Source organism: Amycolatopsis sp. NPDC003861, assembly GCF_053605405.1.
In genome coordinates this window covers 17,298-35,061 of record NZ_JBSGJD010000082.1, presented here as the reverse complement: position 1 = coordinate 35,061, position 17,764 = coordinate 17,298, and the positions used below count along the sequence as shown (strand labels likewise).

Sequence of the window (17,764 nt, the reverse complement as noted above, 5' to 3'; positions counted from 1 at the left end):
GGCGGGGCCGCCCGAACGCCCCAATGTGGCGTTGGGTGCGTCCAACGCACCGAACGCCACATTGGGTGCGTCCAGCGCACCGAACGCCACATTGGGGCGCGTGAAGACCGCCTCCAGCTCGCCGCCCTCGGCCGCCAGGGTGACGGCCACGCGGTAGCCGGCCCGCTCGCCGAGGGTGTGCAGGGCTTCCGGGTCGACGCCGTCCCGGCCGTCGAGGGCGGCCAGGGCGGCCTCGGTGTCGCCGGTGTCCAGGGCGCGGACCGCGGCGAGCTCGCCGGCCAGCCGCGCGTCCGGGATGGCGGTGACCCGCAGCCGCTCCGGCGTCTCGGCGGCCAGGAACCGTTCCACCGCACCGAGGTCGCCGAACGCGACGACCTGCTCGGCGACCGGCTCGGCCCGATCGGCCTTCCGCAGGACGACGTCGTAGCGGTGCCGGGTCAGCTCGTTGTGCGCGGTGCCGCGCTTGACCCACAGGTCGACGTCGCCGAAGCCGTCGAGGCCGCGGGCCAGCGCCGGGAAGAAGTCCGGGTCGAGGACGAGCTCGCCCTCGCGCGCGATCGCCTGGTCCACCGCGGCGACGTCGGTCCGGCCGCGGTGCAGTTCGACGGCGGTCCGGAAGGCCCGCAGCGAACGCAGGTTGCGGAGGTCGCCGAGGAAGATCGTCCCACCGGGAGCCAGGTGCGCGGCGGCGGTCTTGACGACTTCGGCGAGGTAGTCCGCGCTCGGGAAGTACTGCGCGACGGAGTTGATGATCACCGTGTCGAACTCCGGCAGCTCGCCCAGGTCGTGGGCGGGCCGGGCCGCCAGGTGCACCCGGTCGGCGAAGGGCGTCGCGGCGACCTCGCGCCGGACGTTCTCGACGGCGCTCTCGGAAAGGTCGACACCCCAGTAGGTTTCGGCGTCCGGGGCGATCCGGGACAGGATCAGGCCGCTGCCGACGCCGATCTCCAGCACCCGCTTCGGCCGCAAAGACCGGATCCGCTCGATCGTCGCCGCGTGCCACTCGCGCATTTCGCCGAGGGGGATCTCGGAGCCGTCGTAACTGGAGTTCCAGCCCGCGAAGTTCTCCTCGATGCCGTGGGAGCCGGCGAGCATCTCCTCGTGGACGTCGTGCCATTCGTCGACGTGCCCCTGCTCGGCGGCCTGGTCGCGGTCGGGCACCGGCACGGCGTAGGCGATCAGCTGCCCGCCCTGCGCGACGACGACCGACTGGCCGACCCGCGGGTGGTCGGCGAGCACCGACTCGATCTCGCCGAGCTCGATGCGGTAGCCGCGGATCTTGACCTGGTCGTCGGCCCGGCCGAGGAACACCAGCCGCCCGTCCGGCAGCCATTTCACCAGGTCACCCGTGCGGTACAGCCGTCCACCGGAACCGAAGGGGTCCGCGACGAACCGCTCCGAAGTCAGCCCCGGCCGCCCGAGGTAGCCGCGCGCGAGGCCGCTTCCGGCGAGGTACAGCTCCCCGACCACCCCGACCGGGACCGGCGCGAGAGCCGCGTCGAGGACGTACGCGCGGGTGCCGGGGTCCGGCACGCCGATCGGCACGGCCGAGCCGGGTGCGATCTGCGGGTCGCAGAGCCCGAGCGTCGAGTTGGTCGTGGCTTCGGTCGGGCCGTAGGCGTTGAACATCCGCCGCCCGGGCGCCCAGCGGCGGACCAGCTCCGGCGACACGCGTTCGGTCCCGGCCAGCAGGACGCTGTTCCGCGGCAGATCGCAGTCCTCGGGGAATTCGGCGAGCAGGGCGGGCGGCAGGATCATGAAGTCGACGCCGTGGGCGTGCGCGTACTCGGCCAGTTCGGGGCCGGGCACCCGGCGCTCGGCCGGCGTGATCACCAGGCGGCCGCCCGAAAGCAGCCCGAGGCACAGGTCCCAGAACGCGACGTCGAAACTCGGCGAAGCGAACTGCAGCACCCGGCTGTGCGGGCCCACGCCGAACCGCTCGGACTGCGTCGCGACGAGCTTCGCGACCCCCGCGTGGGAGACCACGACACCCTTGGGGCGCCCGGTGGAGCCCGAGGTGTAGATGACGTAGGCGGCGTTGGCCGGGACGATCGCGGCGGCAGGGTCGGTCGCCGGGACGCCGTCCAGGCCGACCTCGTCCAGCAGCAGGACGTCGCCGTCGAAGAGCCCGGCGAGCTCGCCGGTGGTGATTACGCAGACCGGGCGGGCGTCGGACACCATGAACGCGATCCGCTCGGCCGGGTAGTCCTGGTCCAGCGGCAGGTAGGCGGCGCCGGCCTTGAGGACGGCCAGCTCGGCGACGATCATCCCGATCGAACGCGGCACGGCGAGCGCGACGACCTGTTCCGGCCCGGCGCCGCGCCCGACGAGGACGTGGGCGAGCCGGTTCGCGCGGGCGTCGAGCTCGGCGTAGGTGAGTTCCTCGTCTTCGAAGACGAGGGCCACGGCGTCCGGCGTCTCGCGGACGCGGGCGGCGAACAGCTCGGGCAGCGTCGCCAGGGGCGCCGCGAAGTCCGTGTCGTTCCACTCTTCGAGGATCCGGCGCAGTTCCGGTGCCGTCATGAGGTCCAGCCGGGCCACCGGCCACTGTGGACGCTCCTGCGCGTCGGCGAAGAGGGTGCCGAGGTGGTCCAGCATCCGGTCCACAGTGGATTCGTCGAGGACGTCGGCGCGGTAGACCACGCCGTCGCGGGTCAGGTTCACGTCGAGGGCCAGGTCCGTTTCGGCCTCGAAACCGACGTTGACCAGCACCGAGCCCCCGCGCCCCGGCTCGGGCCCCAGCTCGGCGACCAGGTCGGCGAACGGCACCTCGTGCGTCAGCGCTTCCTCGCGCGCCTCGCGCACCCGGGTCACGACGTCGGCGAACCCGGGCGAGCCGCCGAGATCCACCCGCAGGGGCACCAGTGCGCCGATCCCGACCACGACGTCCGTCGTTCCCGCATATCGGGACACCAGCACCGTGAACGCCGCGAGGAGGGTCAGCTCGTCGGCGGCGGGCAGCGGCCGGTCCAGCCGGGCGAAGACGGGCTCCGCGAGGTGCGGCCGGTCGACCGGCAGCGGCAGCTCCTTCGGCGCCGAGGCGAGGCGGTCACGCCAGAACCCGAGCCTCGACCCCTGCTGCTGCACAGCGTCACCGTTGCTCACCGGTAGACCAGCCTCCCGCTGCTCACGGCGCCCCGAACGAGGCGCAAACTTAGGTGACCCTAACAAACGGATGGTGAGGATGCACTCCTGTACCATCGGTTAGCCTTACCTAAAATCAGTACCAGTCGGAGGTGCGGTGCGAACAGACCCCGGAGGGATCGCTCTCAAGCGACGCCCGCCACACACGGGCCGCGCGCTCGGTCTGCTGGCCGCTCTCGGTGTGCTGGTTTTCCTGTGCCTGCTGAGCGTCTGGCTGGGGTCGAAGGAGATTTCGTTCGGCGCCGTCTGGCAGGTGCTCTGGCACGACGACGGTTCGGCCGACGCGGTGATCATCCACAGTGTCCGGATGCCGCGGACGCTGCTGGCGGTGCTGGTGGGTGCCGCGCTGGGCCTGTCCGGCACGCTCATGCAGGCGCTGACCCGCAACCCACTGGCCGAGCCGGGCCTGCTCGGCATCAGCGCCGGCGCCGCGTTCGCCATCGTCTTCTCCATCACCGTGCTCGGCGTCAGCTCGCTCTACGGCTACATCTGGTTCGCCTTCGCCGGCGCGCTGGCCGCGACCGTGGTCGTCTACTTCCTCGGCACCCGCGGCCGCAGCGGCTCGAGCCCGGTCAAGCTCGCCCTCGCCGGGGCCGCCGTCACGGCGCTGCTCGGCTCGTTCACCAGCGCGATGGTGCTGTCGGACCCGGTGGCGCTCAACCGCTTCCGGTTCTGGTCGGCGGGGTCGCTCGCCGGCGTCGACAGCGGCTCGCTGCTGCGGGTGCTGCCGTTCCTCCTGGTCGGGGCGGTGCTGGCGATCGCCACCGGGCCGGCGTTGAACAGCCTCGCGCTCGGCGACGACGTCGCGGTCGCGCTCGGACGGCGGCTGGGCCCGCTGCGGCTGCGCGGCGCCCTGGCCGTCACGCTCCTGACCGGCGCGTCCGTCGCGGTCGCCGGCCCGATCGTGTTCCTCGGCCTGATCGTCCCGCACGCCGTGCGGTTCGTGATCGGGCCCGACCACCGCTGGCTGCTGCCCTACACCGCGGTCCTCGCGCCCTGCCTGCTACTGGCCGCGGACATCCTCGGCCGCGTGATGGCGCGGCCCGGCGAGGTCCGGGCCGGGGTGATCGTCGCCTTCCTCGGTGCGCCGTTCTTCATCTGGCTGGTCCGCCGCCGCAAGCTGGTGGAGTCCTGATGAGCCTGCTGCAGGTGCGGCGCGACCGCGTCACCTTCCGCCTCGCCAAACCCCCCGTGTCCGGCCGGGTCCGGCTCCGGCTCGTCGCCGTCTCGCTGGTGCTCGCCGTGGTGGCGTTCGCGTTGTTCTGCTGGGGCATGACGATCGGCGACGTCCCGCTCGGCGTGTCCGACGTCCTGTCCGCGGTGTTCGGCGGCGGCGACAGCGGCACCGCCTACATCGTGCAGGAACTGCGGCTGCCGCGGGCGCTCACCGGCCTGCTCGCCGGGCTCGCGTTCGGCGCGTCCGGCGCGGTGTTCCAGACCATCACGCGCAACCCCCTGGCCAGCCCGGACATGATCGGCATCAACGCGGGCGCGGCCACCGCCGTCGTCGCCGGCATCTCCTTCGGTTTCGGCGGCGGCCTCGGCACCACCACGCTCGGCCTGCTGGGAGGCCTGCTGACCGGGCTGCTCGTGTACGCCCTCGCGTGGCGGCGCGGCACCACCGGCTACCGGATCATCCTGGTGGGCATCGGCATCTTCGCGATGTGCACCAGCCTGACCGACTACCTGCTCAGCCGCGCGCAGATCACCGAAGCCCAGGCCTCGATCGGCTGGCTCGTCGGGAACCTGAACAACCGCGGCTGGGAGCACGTCGTCCCGCTGGCCGGCGCGCTGGCGGTGCTGCTGCCGCTCGTGCTGGCCCTGTCCCGCTGGATGCGGACGCTGCAGCTCGGCGACGACGTGGCGGCCGGGCTCGGCACGCCGGTCCAGCCGGTGCGGCTCGGGCTGCTGCTGTCCGGCGCCGGTCTGGTGGCCTTCGCGACGGCGTCCGCCGGCCCGGTTTCCTTCGTGGCGCTGACCGCGCCGCAGATCGCGCAACGCCTGGCGCGCCAGGCGTCCCCGCCGCTGACGGCGTCCGCGCTCACCGGCGCGGTCGTGGTGCTGGGCAGCGACATCCTGGCCCGCACGATCACGGCGTCGCCGCTGCCGGTGGGCATCGTGACCGGCGCGCTCGGCGCCCCGCTGCTGCTCTGGCTGCTGGCCAGGGCCAACCGATCCGGCTCCGGAGGCTGAGAAGATGACACCGTCCCTGCGCGTGCAGGACCTGCGCGTCGCCTACGACGACCGGGTCGTCATCGACGGCCTCGACCTCGACATCCCGCCCGGGAAGATCACCGCGATCGTCGGCGCCAACGCGTGCGGGAAGTCGACCCTGCTGCGCACGATGGCCCGGCTGCTCACGCCGAAGTCGGGCGGGGTCTACCTGGACGGCCGGTCGATCCAGGACCTCCCGACCCGCCAGGTCGCCCAGCGGCTCGGCATCCTGCCGCAGTCCCCGGTGGCGCCGGAGGGCATGACGGTGGCCGACCTCGTCGCCCGCGGCCGCGCCCCGCACCAGAGCTGGTGGCGGCAATGGTCCACTTCGGACGAAGGGGCGGTCGCGTCGGCGCTCGCGGCCACCGGGATGACCGACCTCGCCGACCGCCCGGTGGACGAGCTGTCCGGCGGCCAGCGCCAGCGCGCGTGGATCGCGATGGCGGTCGCGCAGGGCACGCCGGTGCTGCTGCTCGACGAGCCGACCACGTACCTGGACCTGGCGCACCAGATCGACGTGCTCGACCTGGTCGTCGACCTCAACCGCGCGGAGGGCCGCACGGTGGTGATGGTGCTGCACGACCTGCCGCAGGCGTGCCGCTACGCCGACCACGTGATCGCGATGAAGGCCGGCCGCGTGGTCGCCTCCGGCGAACCGGCGGCGGTCATCACGGAGGAGCTCGTCGAGGAGGTCTTCGACGTCCGCTGCCAGGTGCGCCCGGACCCGGTGAGCGGGACGCCGATGGTCATCCCGATCGGCCGCCACCACCCGGCACCGGTGCACCAGGGCTGATTCTCGGGCAAGCTGGGGCCCATGTATGCGCTGCCCGAAAAGACCATCGGCGCCGAGCGAGAACTGCTGGAGGCCATGCTCGACCGCGGCCGCCTCGCGCTCGTCGAGAACGTGCGCGGCCTGTCGGAAACCGACGCCCGGCGCCGGCTGGTCCCGTCGCTGACCACGCCGATCGCGCTGGTCAAGCACGCCGCCGTCGCCGAGCGCCGGTGGTTCCAGTGGCTGATCGCCGGGCTCGGCGAGGCCGAGATCGACGGCCCCTCGACGCCCGGGGACGTCAGTTTCACCGTCGCCGACGACGAAACGGTCGAGGGCGTGATCGCCGAGCACGAGCGGACCGCCCGGCGTTCCCGTGAGATCGCGGCGGGCTTCTCGCTCGACGACCGGTGGACCCACCCGGTCGTCGGCGAGGTCACCCTCCGCTTCGTCTACCTGTTCCTGATCGAGGAGTACGCCCGCCACACCGGCCACGGCGACATCCTGCGGGAACAGATCACCGCGCGCTGACCGCGAGCTCCCCCGCCGGCTCCGCGACCACCCGCCGGTCCACGACGGACTGCAGGATCTCCCCCACCCGCACCGCGGTGTTCGACAGCAGCGACGACGTGATGCCGTGCGTGTGCTCGGTGCCGCCCTGCAGGTAGATCCCGCCGCGCAGCGGGAAGTCCGTCGTGAGCCGGTAGTCGCGCTCGACGCGCAGGCGCCCGGACCCGTCGCGCAGGCAGCGCGCGCCCAGCTCGCCGAGCAGCGGCGTCGGGTCCGCGGGCCGGTAGCCCGTGGCGTACACGACCGCGTCGGCTTCGAGCACCGTCTGCGCGCCGGTCGTCAGGGACTCGACCGTCACCGTGCCCGCGTCGGTGACCTCGACCGGGCGCGAGACGTTGAACAGCCGCAGCCGTTCCACGCCCAGCACCTTCTCGCGGTAGACGCGCCGGTAGAGCTCGTCGATCAGGTCGATGTCGACGGCCGAGTAGTTCGTCGCGCCGTGGTAGCGCATCAGGCGGTCCTTCACCGGCTCGCCCGCGCGGTAGAACTGGTCGACGGCCTCGGGGTCGAAGATGCGGTTGGCGAACGAGCTGTCGTCGGCCGGGCTGTAGCCGTAGCGGGCGAACACCGCGCACACCTCGGCGCGCGGGAACTCGTCGTGCAGCAACGCGGCGACCTCGGCCGCGCTCTGCCCGGCGCCCACCACGACGAACCGCTTCGGGTCGGCGCCGCGCAAGGCGTCCACACGGAACAGCAGCTCACTGTTGTGCCAGATCCGCGGCCCGGCGGTGACGCCCTCGGGCAGCTGGGGGCGCAGACCGGTCCCCACGACCAGGTTCCGGGCGCGCAGCGACGAGCCGTCGGAGGCCTCGACGTCGAAGTAGGCCACTTCGGAACCGTCGTACACCGGCTTCACCGCGACGACCTCGGTGCCGTAGGAGACGACGTCGTCGACCTTCGCGGCCGCCCACTCGAAGTAGTCGTGGAACTCCACGCGCAGCGGGAAGAGGTTCTTGTGGTTGATGAAGTCGACCAGCCGGCCGGCGGCGTGCAGGTAGTTGAGGAAGCTGAACTCGCTGGTCGGGTTCCGCATGGTGACCAGGTCCTTGAGGAACGACACCTGCATGGTCGCGGTGTCGATGAGCATCCCGCGGTGCCAGCCGAACCGTGGCTGCCGCTCGAGGAAGTGCGCGGTCACCGGCTCGCCGGCGCCCGCGTTGTGCTCGGCGAGGGCGATCGCGAGGGCCAGGTTCGACGGTCCGAAGCCCACGCCGACGACGTCGTAGATCGGGACCTCTGCAGTCATGTTGCTCCCTCGCGCGCTCCGGTACGGTTCAGGGAACCCTAACCTAACTTAGGCGAGCCTCGCCTAGTACGTTCGTGGTGATGTTCGTCCCCCGACCAAGGAAGGCACTCTCGAATGCGCGTGGCGATGTTCGGCTACCAGACCTGGGGGCACCGGACCCTCCAGGCGCTCATCGACGCCGGCCACGAGGTCGCCGTCGTGGTCACCCACCCGAAGAGCGACCACGCCTACGAGCGGATCTGGGCCGACTCGGTCGCCGACCTGGCCGCGGAGCACGGCATCCGGGTACTGCTGCGCACCCGCCCGGACGACGCCGAACTGCTGACCGAGCTCAAGGCCGCGGACCTCGACCTGATCGTGGCGAACAACTGGCGCACCTGGCTGCCGCCGGAGATCTTCGAGCTGCCGCGGCACGGCACGCTGAACATCCACGACTCGCTGCTGCCGGCGTACGCGGGCTTCTCGCCGCTCATCTGGGCCATGATCAACGGCGAGCCCGAGGTCGGCGTCACCGCCCACATGATGGACGGCGAGCTCGACGCCGGCGACGTCGTGCTGCAGCGCGCGATCCCAGTCGGGCCGTCCGACACCACGACCGACCTCTTCCACCGCACGGTCGACCTCATCGCGCCGATCACCGCCGAAGCCATCTCGCTGATCGAGACCGGGTACACGCCGGTGCCGCAGGACCGGTCGAAGGCGAGCTTCTTCCACAAGCGCGCCAAGCGGGACAGCCTGATCGACTGGACGCTGCCGCCCGCGGACCTCGAGCGGTTCGTGCGCGCGCTGTCGGACCCGTACCCGAACGCGTTCGCCTACCACCGCGGCGAGGAGCTGCGGATCCTGAAGGCGTCGGTGTCGCAGGGCCACTACGGCGGCACGCCGGGCCGCATCTTCATCCGCGAGGGCGACGGCGTGGTGATCGTGGCCGGGCCGGACGCCCGCCGCGGCCGGTCCCCCGGCCTGCTCGTCGAGCGGGTCCGCACCGCCGACGGGACCGAGCTGCCGGCGTCGGAGTACTTCAAGACGATGGGCGGGTACCTCACCGACCGCCCGTGACCGGTGAGCGGGACATCCCTTGGCGGCGGCCGCGCCGGTGAGCAGGATGTCCCGCATGGCCGGGATCAGCTTCCTCGACGGGCACCGCACCTGGGTGCTCACCGGGGAATCGAGCACGTACGCGCTGCGGCTCGACGAGGACGACGTCCCGGCGCACGTGTATTGGGGCCCGGCGCTGACCGACGCCGACGTCGCCGAGCTGACCGGGAAAACGCTGCCCTGGTGGGACGGCTTCAACGACCCGAACGAGGGCCTCGCCGAACTCGCCGCCGACGGCGGGACGCGGTACTGGACACCGGCCCTGCAGGTCCGCTTCGCCGACGGGACACGGGCCCTCGAATGGCGGTTCTCCTCCCACGAAGCCACCGCCGATCACCTGCGGCTGGTTTTCGCCGACCGGCACTACCCGCTGCGGATCACCCTGCACTACCGGCTGCGCGGGGACGTCCTCGAACGCTGGACCGAGCTGAGCGCGGACACCGACGTCGAGGTCGTCCGGGCCGACTCGGCCACCTGGGCGCTGCCGGTCTTCGAGGACTACCGGCTCAGCCACGTGACCGGCCGCTGGGCCGCGGAAACCCAGCTGCAGCGCGGGTTCGCGCCCCACGGCGAAACCGTCTTCGCCAGCCGGCGCGGGATCACCGGGCACCACGCGAATCCCTGGGTGATGGTCGACGACGGCACGGCCACCGAGCGCCACGGCGAGGTCTACGGCGTCGCGCTGGCGTGGAGCGGGTCGTGGCGGCTGACCACCACCCGCTCGTCGACCGGGCGGCTGACGGTGAGCGGCGGCTTCGGCCAGGACGGCGTGGTCCACCGCGTCGGGCCCGGACGGCCGCTGACCACCCCGGTGTCCGCCGGGCTGTACACCGATGGCGGGTTCGGCGCGGCGAGCCGGGCGTGGCACGCCTACGTCCTCACGCACGTCCTGCCGCACCCGGAGGAACTGCGCCCGGTGCTCTACAACTCGTGGGAGGCCACGGGATTCGACGTCACCGAGGCGGGCCAGCGCGCCCTCGCCGAGCGGGCGGCGGCGCTCGGCGTCGAGCTGTTCGTGATGGACGACGGCTGGTTCGGCGCCCGCACCGGCGACCACGCCGGCCTCGGCGACTGGGAGGTCAACCGCACCCGCTTCCCCGACGGGCTCAAGCCGCTGGTCGAAGCCGTGCACGGGCTCGGCATGCGGTTCGGCGTGTGGGTCGAGCCCGAGATGGTCAACCCGGACAGCGACCTCTACCGCGCCCACCCGGACTGGGTCCTGCACCACCCGCACCGGCGCCGCTCGGAGCTGCGGCGGCAGCTGGTGCTCAACTTCGCCCGCCCGGACGTCGCCGCGTGGGCGCACGAGTGGCTGGACCGGCTCGTCGGCTCGCACGGCATCGACTTCCTCAAGTGGGACATGAACCGGCCGTTCAGCGAAGCGGGCTGGCCGGGCGAACCCGACCAGGACCGGCTGTGGGTGGAGCACACCCACGCGGTGTACGCGCTGCTCGACCGGCTGCGCGCGGACCACCCGGGCCTGCGGATCGAGTCGTGCGCGGGCGGCGGCGGCCGGATCGACCTCGGCGTGCTCGCCCGCACCGACCAGGTCTGGACCTCCGACAACACCGACGCGCTCGACCGGCTGCGGATCCAGCACGGCTACGGGCAGCTCTACCCGGCCCGCGCGATGTCGGCGTGGGTCACCGACAACCCCGGCTTCGTGACGGCCCGGTCAGTGCCGCTGCGGTTCCGGTTCCACGTCGCCATGGCCGGTGTGCTCGGCCTCGGCGGCGACATCGTGCGCTGGCCCGCGGACGACCTCGAGCTCGCCCGCGATCTCGTCGCGCGGTACAAGGACATCCGGCCGGTGGTGCAGCACGGCGCGCTGTACCGGCTGCGGCCGCCGGTCGACGACGGCGTCACCGCCCTGCAGTACGTCCACGGCGATCGCACGGTCGTGTTCGCCTACCGGCAGTCCGCGCACTTCAACGCGCCGGAGCGGCCGCTGCGGCTGGGCGGCCTCGATCCGGTCGCGCGGTACCTCGACCCGGATTCGGGCCGGACGCACAGCGGCGCGGTGCTGCTCTCGCACGGCCTCCCGCCGGCGTTGCCGGCCGGTGATTTCGCCAGCACGCTGCTCCGACTCGATCGCGTAAAGATCTGATCTATCTCGGCTTTCTTGCGGTTTCGGGGCCGTCTGGCGCTTGACATCGTCGAATACGTCCGATCAAATGCGTCATACATCACATATGGTGGAAGGTGGCTTGGACATGAGAAGGTCCCTGGCGCTGGGCGCGGCGGTGCTCCTGGCGGTGAGCGCGTGCTCGGTCGGCTCGAACACCGGCGGCGGCGACGCGGAGATCACCTTCCTGACGTTCGAAACCCCGAACCTCACGCCGGCCTACTGGGACGCGGCGATCAAGCGCGTCACGGACAAGAACCCGGGCATCAAGGTCAAGAAGCTCGTCGCGCCGACCGCCGACGGGCGGACGCCGTACGCGAAGCAGCTGCTGCAGTCGGGCCAGTTCCCGGACGTGATGATCGCCGTCGACTCGGCCGGCTTCGCCGAAGCGGGCAACCTCTACGCGTGGACGCCCGAGGAGCTGAAGGACTTCCAGTTCCCGCAGGCCAACCCGGTGAACGGCAAGTACTACCAGCTGCCGGCGAACACCCAGACCATCCCGCCGATCTACTACAACAAGAAGATGTTCGCCGACGCGGGCATCGCGGCGCCGCCGAAGACGTGGGACGAGCTCGTCGCCGACGCCGGCAAGCTCAAGGAGAAGGGCTTCTCGCCGTTCACCATCGGCGGCGGCAAGGACGGCTTCCCGTCGTCGATGATCCTGTCCGGTCTGGTCAGCACCGAGGTCTACAACACGATGCCGGACTGGCTCGCCCAGCGGCGTCAGGACAAGGTGAAGTTCGCCGATCCCGCGTTCCAGCACGCGTTCGCGAAGCTCGCCGACCTCGCGGCCAAGGGGTACGTGGACAAGACGAGCGTGTCACGCGACTACGCGGCGACCGAGCAGGCGTTCCTGGACGGCCAGAGCGCGATGTACCCGATGGGCAACTGGTTCGCCGCCAACGCCGACTCGAAGAAGCACGACTTCGAGGTGGGGGTCTTCAACTTCCCCTCCGAGGACGGCAAGCTCGTCGTCCCGGCGTACACCGGCGGCGGGATGATCGTCAACGCCAAGGCCGCGAACCTCGACGCCGCCCGCAAGTTCGCGCTGGGGTTCCAGCTCGACAAGGACCAGCTGGACGCCTCGGTGAAGGCCGACGGCCTGTTCCCGGCGGTCAAGGGCTACACGCCGCCGCCCGGCGTCGGGCCGACGTTCAAGGCCGGCTACGACCTGTACGCGCAGGCGGTGCAGCAGAACGCCGTGGTGCACGCGTTCCGCTGGGAGACCGCCGACGACGGATTGCTGCCCGGGATGAAGGACAAGGTCGACCAGGCCGCCCAGGACGTCATCACCGGCCGCAAGCCGGTGGCCGACGCGTGCGCGTTCCTGGACACCGAGTGGGCGAAGGCGGGCTGACGTCCTTGACCGCCGTCATTTCCCGCCCGTCCCCGCCCTCGGCCGCGGCCCGGCCCCGCCGCCGGCGCCGCCCGGTCCTGCCGCGGCTGGCGCACTTCGCGTCGTTCGGCGCGCCGGGTGTGCTCGTGTACTTGTGTTTTGTGATGGCGCCGATCCTGATCAGCTTCGGCTACAGCCTGACGAACTACAACCCGTTCAACCCCCCGGTGAAGTTCGTCGGTTTCGACAATTACCGCTTGTTGTTCACCGATTCGCAGTTCCTCACGGCGCTTCAGGTGACCACGATCCTGACGCTGGTCGTGGTGATCGTGCCCAACGTGCTGGGGTTGGGCGTGGCACTGCTGCTGGACCGGAAGGGCTGGCTGTACAACGCTTTGCGCAGCGTGTTCTTCACGCCGGTGATTCTCAGTTCGGTGGTGGTGTCGATCGTCTGGTCCCGCTTGCTCGACGACCGCGGCCCGCTGAATTCCCTGCTGCGCGCGCTGGGTGTCGCGCACCCGCCGGGCTGGCTGTCCGACCCGGACGTGGCCCTGTATTCGGTGGCGTCGATCGTGTGCTGGCAGATGCTCGGGTTCTGCGTCGTGGTGTATCTGGCGGGTCTCCAGGGCGTGCCGGCGGAACTGCTGGAGGCGGCGGAGATCGACGGCGCGGGGCCGGTACGCCGCTTCCGCGCGGTCACCTGGCCGCTGTTGGCCCCGTCGTTGACGATCAACACGGTGGTGCTGTTGATTTCGGCGTTCAAGACGTACGACTACGTCAAGGTGATCACCAACGGCGGCCCGGGTTCCGGCGCCACGGCAACGATCGCCTTCGACGTCCTGCAGACGGGTTTCGATTCGAACCACGTCGGTTACGCGTCCGCGATGGCCGTGCTGATGCTGGTGATCGTGGCCCTGGTGACGACGGTGGTGCTGAACTTCCTGCGCCGCCGGGAGGTGGACCTGTGACCCGCTCGTTGGTGCGTCCCACGGTGGCCTTGCTCGTCAGCGTGGTGTTCTTCATCCCGTTGTACTTGGTGCTGGCGAACGTGTTCAAGCAGGGCGACCTGATCGCCAAGGAGCCGGCATCCCTGCCGGCCCCGCCGACGCTGTCGAACATCCACGCGGTCCTGACCCGCCCGGACGGCCTCTTCTGGGTCAGCTTGACGAACAGCATCTTGGTGACGATGCTGTCGATCCTGGTCCTGACGGTGCTGTCGGCCATGCTCGGCCACTACCTGGCCCGCTCGGCCAAGCGCTGGACAAAGGTCCTGACGCTGGTTTTGCTGGCCGGCTTGATGATCCCGCCCCAGGTGATCCTGATCCCGATCACCGACGTCCTGCGCGTGACCCACCTGATGGCGACCCTGCAGGGCTTGATCCTGTTCAACGTCGGGTACTACGTGCCCTTCGGGGTGTTCGTGTTCACGGGTTTCATCCGCGGCGTCCCGGTGGAACTGGAGGAGGCGGCCCGCCTCGACGGAGCAAGTCGAATGCAGGTGTTCTGGCGGGTGGTATTCCCGCTGCTACGCCCGGCCACGGCTTCGGTGTTGATCTTCCTGGGCGTCTGGATCTGGAACGACTTCATCGACCCGCTGATCATCCTCGGCCCCAGCCAGGGCACCACGATCACGACGGGCATCTACCGCTCGATCGGCCAGTACCAGGCGGACCTGGGGAGCGTGTTCGCCCTGATGTTCCTGGCGACGCTGCCGGTGCTGTTTTTTTACCTGACGTTGCAGAAACAGTTCGTCAAGGGCCTGACCGGCGGGGCAACGAAGGGGTGAGCACCGCTCTCGCACGAGAGCACCGCTCACATCCAAGGTGTGACGCCTGCTCACATCCGAGAGCACCGCTCTCGGATGTGAGCGCAGCTCACCATCAAGAGCACCGATCGCCAATGAGGGCCCGGCTCGCACCCCACATCGCACCGCACCGCACCGAGGTCGCGACAACACCGCTCACCAATGAGAGCACCGCTCACTCACAAACGCGGGCACAGCTCCGGTTCGAGAACACTGCTCTCGATCCGGCAACGACGGCGCCCTCATTCGAGAGCAGTGCTCTCATTCGAGAGCGGTGCCCACCTTGAAGAGCGATGCTCACCTTAAAGAGCGGTGATCGCCTTGAAGAAAGGAGCGGTTCCCACGGTTGAGAGCGGGGCGTCAACCATCTCCGCAGCAGCCCGATCAGGAGGCGGCGACCCGAAACCATCTCACGCCACACTCGAGTTCGAGGGCGCTGACGACACGCAACAAGAGCACTGCTCACGTTCGAGAGCACTGCTCACGTTCGAGAGCACCGCTCACAGGTAAGGGCAAAGCGTGCTCACGTTCAAGAGCACCGCTCACACACAACGTAAGAGCACCGCTCAGATTCGAGAGCACTGCTCACGCAACGGCAGGCGCCCTCATCTATAAGAGAGCACTGCTCACACGTGAGAGCAGTGCTCACGCCCAGCGCCGAAGCGGCGCTCCGAAACGAGAGCACCGCTCACTACCGCAACCAGAGCACCGCTCCGAAGCGAGGGCACTGCTCTCAAACGAGAGCACCAGCAGCGCCGCAGATTACTGCTCGCCGACCTTGCCCTCGTCGACCACCAGGCGGCGCGTCACGTGTACCGCGTCGAGCATGCGGCGGTCGTGTGTCACCAGGAGCAGCGTTCCCGGGTACTTGTCCAGCGCCGCCTCGAGTTGCTCGATGGCGGGGAGGTCGAGGTGGTTGGTTGGCTCGTCCAGGACCAGGAGGTTCACCCCGCGGGCCTGCAACAACGCCAGCGCGGCCCGTGTCCGTTCGCCCGGCGAAAGCGTTGCGGCGGATCGAAGCACGTGCGCGGCCTTGAGGCCGTACTTGGCCAGCAGCGTCCGGACCTCGGCGTCGGCGAACTCGGGCACCTCCCGGGCGAACGCCGAAGCCAGCGGCACATCGCCCAGGAACAACCGCCGGGCCTGGTCGACCTCGCCGACCACCACACCCGGACCCAGGGACGCGGCGCCTTCGGACAACGCCACCCGGCCCAGCATTGCCGCCAGGAGCGTGGACTTGCCGGATCCGTTCGCGCCCGTGATGGCGACCTTGTCCGCCCAGTCGATCTGCAGGTCGACCGGGCCGAGGGTGAATCCGCCGCGCTGGACCACCGCGCCCCGCAGCGTTGCGACCACCGCTCCCGCCCGCGGGGCCGCGGCGATCTCCATCCGCAACTCCCACTCCTTGCGCGGCTCCTCGACGACCTCCAGCCGCTCGATCATGCGGTCGGTCTGCCGCGCCTTCGACGCCTGCTTCTCCGTGGCCTCGGTGCGGAACTTGCGCGCCGCCTTGTCGTTGTCGGGCTGCTTCCGGCGGGCGTTCTTCACGCCCTTCTCCATCCACGCCCGCTGCATCCGCCCGCGCGCCTCCAAGGACGCCTTCGTGTCGGCGTACTCCTCGTACTCCTCACGCGCGTGCCGGCGCGCGACCTCGCGCTCCTCCAGATACGCCTCGTACCCGCCGCCGTAGACGTTCACCTGCTGCTGGGCCAGGTCCAGCTCGACGACGCGGTCGACCGTGCGGGCCAGGAACTCGCGGTCGTGGCTCACCAGCACCGTCGCCGCCCGGAGGCCGGACACGAACTGCTCCAGGCGGGCCAGGCCGTCGAGGTCGAGGTCGTTCGTCGGCTCGTCGAGCAGGAAGACGTCGTAGCGGCTGAGCAGCAGCGACGCCAGCCCCGCCCGGGCCGCCTGGCCGCCCGACAGGGACGTCATCGGCTGGTCCAGGTCCACGGCCAGGCCGAGGTCGGCGGCCACTTCGGCCGCCCGGTCGTCGAGGTCGGCGCCGCCGAGAGCCAGCCAGCGGTCCAGCGCCGCCGCGTACAGGTCGTCCGCGCCCGCCGCGCTGTCGGTGAGGGCCGACGTCGCCGCGTCGAGGTCCTCTTGGGCCGCCGAGACGCCGGTGCGGCGCGCCAGGAAGGCCCGCACCGACTCGCCTTCGCGCCGTTCCGGCTCCTGCGGCAGGTGGCCGACCGTCGCGGTCGGCGGGTTCAGGCGGACTTCACCGCTGTCCGGCTTCGCGAGGCCGGCGAGGGTCCGCAGGAGCGTCGACTTGCCGGCGCCGTTGACCCCGACCAGGCCGACGACGTCGCCGGGGGCCACCACGAGATCGAGGCCGGAAAAGAGGATGCGGTCACCGTGGCCCGCGGCCAGGTCCTTCGCGACGAGAGTTGCGCTCATGAGGTAGCCGAGTCTACGACCTCGTGGTGAACTGTCAGATCAAGGTCAAAACCACCGACAGTGTGTGTCCCGTGGCGCTTTGATCACTCACTGTGGGTACCCTGTTCGGTTGTCAGTCCCCCAGCGCAGTGAGGTCGGTGAACAGCATGGGCGAGCCCGCTCCCCCGGTCACCCTCGGCCGCAGGCCGAAGCCGAGGGAAGGCCGTCCGTCCGCGCCCCGGCCCACGGTGAGCCGGCGGCGCGAGGTCAGTCACGCCAGCGCGCGGTCGCTGCTGATGACCGTCCTCGGCGAGTACGCGCTGCCGCGCGACAAGCCGGTCTGGACGTCGATGCTCGTCGAGGTCCTGGGCATCCTTGACATCGAGGAGAAGTCGGCGCGGCAGGCGCTGGCCCGCTCCGCCGCCGAGGGCTGGGTGGTCTCCGAGCGCGTCGGGCGCCGCGTGCGCTGGTCGCTGACGCCGCCGGGCCGCCGTCTGCTGACCGAGGGCGCCGACCGGATCTACGCGTTCGGCCGCGAGGAACGCCCCTGGAACAGCCAGTGGCTGATGCTGATCGTCTCCGTCCCGGAGGCCAAGCGCGACCTGCGGCACCGGCTGCGCACGCGGCTGACCTGGGCGGGCTTCGGCTCGCCGGTCGCCGGCGTGTGGGTCAGCCCGGACCTGACCCGCCAGCGGGAGGCCCAGCAGATCGTCAACGACCTCGGCCTCGACGCGCAGGCGATGTCGTTCACCGCCGCGTACGGCGAGGTCGGCGAGCAGGAGTCGATGGTCGCCCGTTCCTGGGACCTGACCGAGCTGAAGGACCGCTACGAGGACTTCATCGACCGCTTCACCGGCCTCCACCCGACCGGCGGCCGCGCGGTGCTGCGCGCGCAGACCGAGCTCGTCCACGAGTGGCGGCGGTTCCCCTTCCTCGACCCGCAGCTGCCGGCCGAGCTGCTGCCGGCGAAGTGGAGCGGGACGAAAGCGGCGGAACTGTTCCATCACAAACACGTCGACTGGCGTCCCGAGGCCCAGCAGTATTGGGACGACATCGTCGAAGCCGAAGAAGCAGGGTGA

13 protein-coding genes are annotated in these 17,764 nt (G+C 70.8%); 10 read left to right on the top strand and 3 right to left on the bottom strand.

Annotation, left to right across the window (positions count from 1 at the left end; translation table 11 throughout):
• Window positions 1–3,105: non-ribosomal peptide synthetase (locus ACWEVN_RS21500; RefSeq protein WP_452052444.1), on the bottom strand; the 3,105-nt coding region annotated here is incomplete at its 3' end.
• Window positions 3,106–3,241: 136 nt separating this feature from the next.
• On the opposite strand from ACWEVN_RS21500, the gene ACWEVN_RS21495 reads away from it, so the two are divergent.
• The 4 genes from ACWEVN_RS21495 to ACWEVN_RS21480 are packed head-to-tail and all read left to right on the top strand — an operon-like array spanning window position 3,242 to window position 6,658.
• A complete protein-coding gene (locus ACWEVN_RS21495) occupies window positions 3,242–4,279 on the top strand; it encodes a FecCD family ABC transporter permease (protein WP_449681765.1) in 1,038 nt (345 codons plus the stop codon).
• Entirely contained in the window at window positions 4,279–5,337 is a 1,059-nt protein-coding gene (locus ACWEVN_RS21490; RefSeq protein ID WP_449681766.1) for a FecCD family ABC transporter permease, read from the top strand. Before ACWEVN_RS21495 ends, ACWEVN_RS21490 begins: the two co-directional genes overlap by 1 nt.
• 4 nt (window positions 5,338–5,341) lie before the next feature.
• Entirely contained in the window at window positions 5,342–6,151 is an 810-nt protein-coding gene (locus tag ACWEVN_RS21485) for an ABC transporter ATP-binding protein (protein WP_449681767.1), read from the top strand.
• Between the two features lie 21 nt (window positions 6,152–6,172).
• A complete protein-coding gene (locus tag ACWEVN_RS21480; RefSeq protein WP_452052443.1) occupies window positions 6,173–6,658 on the top strand; it encodes a DinB family protein in 486 nt (161 codons plus the stop codon).
• On the opposite strand, the gene ACWEVN_RS21475 is transcribed toward ACWEVN_RS21480, so the two are convergent.
• On the bottom strand, window positions 6,645–7,943 hold the full coding sequence (locus tag ACWEVN_RS21475) for a lysine N(6)-hydroxylase/L-ornithine N(5)-oxygenase family protein (protein ID WP_449681769.1): 1,299 nt from the start codon (window positions 7,941–7,943) through the stop codon (window positions 6,645–6,647). The two genes, ACWEVN_RS21480 and ACWEVN_RS21475, sit on opposite strands and share 14 nt — an antisense overlap.
• Window positions 7,944–8,057: 114 nt before the next feature.
• Here ACWEVN_RS21475 and ACWEVN_RS21470 point away from each other — a divergent pair, with 114 nt between their 5' ends.
• The 5 genes from ACWEVN_RS21470 to ACWEVN_RS21450 all read left to right on the top strand — a co-directional run bounded on the left by ACWEVN_RS21470 (window position 8,058) and on the right by ACWEVN_RS21450 (window position 14,288).
• A complete protein-coding gene (locus tag ACWEVN_RS21470) occupies window positions 8,058–9,002 on the top strand; it encodes a methionyl-tRNA formyltransferase (RefSeq protein ID WP_449681770.1) in 945 nt (314 codons plus the stop codon).
• 55 nt (window positions 9,003–9,057) lie between these two features.
• Entirely contained in the window at window positions 9,058–11,148 is a 2,091-nt protein-coding gene (locus ACWEVN_RS21465; RefSeq protein ID WP_452052442.1) for an alpha-galactosidase, read from the top strand.
• 106 nt (window positions 11,149–11,254) lie between these two features.
• Complete coding sequence (locus ACWEVN_RS21460; RefSeq protein WP_452052441.1) at window positions 11,255–12,523, top strand: extracellular solute-binding protein; 1,269 nt, start codon at window positions 11,255–11,257, stop codon at window positions 12,521–12,523.
• A complete protein-coding gene (locus tag ACWEVN_RS21455) occupies window positions 12,505–13,470 on the top strand; it encodes a carbohydrate ABC transporter permease (RefSeq protein ID WP_452052440.1) in 966 nt (321 codons plus the stop codon). Before ACWEVN_RS21460 ends, ACWEVN_RS21455 begins: the two co-directional genes overlap by 19 nt.
• Window positions 13,467–14,288 (top strand): carbohydrate ABC transporter permease, encoded by an 822-nt coding sequence (locus ACWEVN_RS21450; protein WP_452052439.1) that lies wholly within the window; start codon window positions 13,467–13,469, stop codon window positions 14,286–14,288. Before ACWEVN_RS21455 ends, ACWEVN_RS21450 begins: the two co-directional genes overlap by 4 nt.
• 780 nt (window positions 14,289–15,068) lie before the next feature.
• Here ACWEVN_RS21450 and ACWEVN_RS21445 read toward each other — a convergent pair.
• Window positions 15,069–16,706 carry an ABC-F family ATP-binding cassette domain-containing protein gene (locus tag ACWEVN_RS21445; protein ID WP_452052438.1) on the bottom strand — a complete coding sequence of 546 codons (1,638 nt, stop codon included), beginning with the start codon at window positions 16,704–16,706 and terminating at the stop codon, window positions 15,069–15,071.
• Window positions 16,707–16,852: 146 nt separating this feature from the next.
• Here ACWEVN_RS21445 and ACWEVN_RS21440 point away from each other — a divergent pair, with 146 nt between their 5' ends.
• Window positions 16,853–17,764, top strand: a complete 912-nt coding sequence (locus tag ACWEVN_RS21440; protein ID WP_449681776.1) for a PaaX family transcriptional regulator — start codon at window positions 16,853–16,855, stop codon at window positions 17,762–17,764.